Below are 997 nucleotides of genomic sequence, written 5' to 3'. Positions count from 1 at the left end.
TCCCAGCTACCACCCTGGATTCGCGAGATGAATCCCTCACGCGATTTGTGCAACAGAGCCGGTCGACCTCATAGACTTTCCGAAAATCGCCGCAGTAGTGCATCCGAATCTTGCTGGCGTCCTTCCATGCCCAGTTGAGGATCCTCGTCACCACGGTTCCGGCATAGTCGTACTGGCGTGGTGAATGCGCCCATTGCTTGCGCCACTCATTGACCTCGCCGCGCGCCTCAGGCTCCTCAAACATCGCGGCGGGATCATTCTTGAACGCCGCCGCGAAACGCAAAGCCCACAGGCGATAATCCTGCCGGGTGCGCTCGCCCCTGGGCATTTCCGCGCTCGACAGAAAGTCATCAACCATCTGGACGGTCATGTAACGCGCCGGCTTGGGACGGGCGGTTGCCTCAGCAAACGCTACGAAGAAAGCCGGATCATTCGGAAAGCGGACACTGTCCTCCCAGAACTTGAGTCCACCGCGCCAGGCATAGAAATGGAATTTCATGCCCGCTTTCGTGATGCGCCGAACGCAATGAACACCCTTCGGGCGACTAGAACGTGGCATTGCGCGCCCTCCGTTGTGCCACCAGCGTCGCAGCACCATTGGGGCCGCGCGACGGCGTGAGGATCTCCATGCCCTGGGCAGCATCAAGACGCTGACGGACATGCTTGGGATCGAACCATCCGGGGCGCCCCGGTACATGGCGCAGGCCGAGCTTCGCGCAGAAATTGCGGAAGGCGCTATTAGCGCTGGCATAGCCCCATTCCTCGGCCAGATCCTCGGCACGGATCAGGCCAATCATCTGGGCAAAGTGAGATGGTAAAACTGACATATCGCAGATCTGTAGGTGGCCTCGGGATTTTCCTCGCCAGCAAGGGTGGGAACAAGGCGAGGCGTCTTGCTATCTTGGCAGTCTCATTGGGTCGTTTTGTACCAATATGGGCTCTGTTGCACAAATCGCGTGAGGGATTCATCTCGCGAATCCAGGGTGGTAGCTGGGAT

The 997-nt window shown here is 59.0% G+C and carries 1 protein-coding gene and 1 pseudogene; both read right to left on the bottom strand.

The genetic code is table 11. From position 1 onward, the window contains the following. Positions 1–499, bottom strand: a pseudogene (locus ACFOMP_RS16855) (hypothetical protein); the annotation flags it as partial. A gap of 46 nt (positions 500–545) precedes the next feature. Beyond that, positions 546–827 carry a hypothetical protein gene (locus ACFOMP_RS16850; protein ID WP_379032639.1) on the bottom strand — a complete coding sequence of 94 codons (282 nt, stop codon included), beginning with the start codon at positions 825–827 and terminating at the stop codon, positions 546–548. Positions 828–997 lie beyond the last annotated feature (170 nt).

The organism is Paracoccus simplex (assembly GCF_042648325.1).
In the GTDB taxonomy this organism is placed as follows: domain Bacteria; phylum Pseudomonadota; class Alphaproteobacteria; order Rhodobacterales; family Rhodobacteraceae; genus Paracoccus; species Paracoccus simplex.
This window is presented reverse-complemented; position numbering and strand designations above follow the sequence as displayed.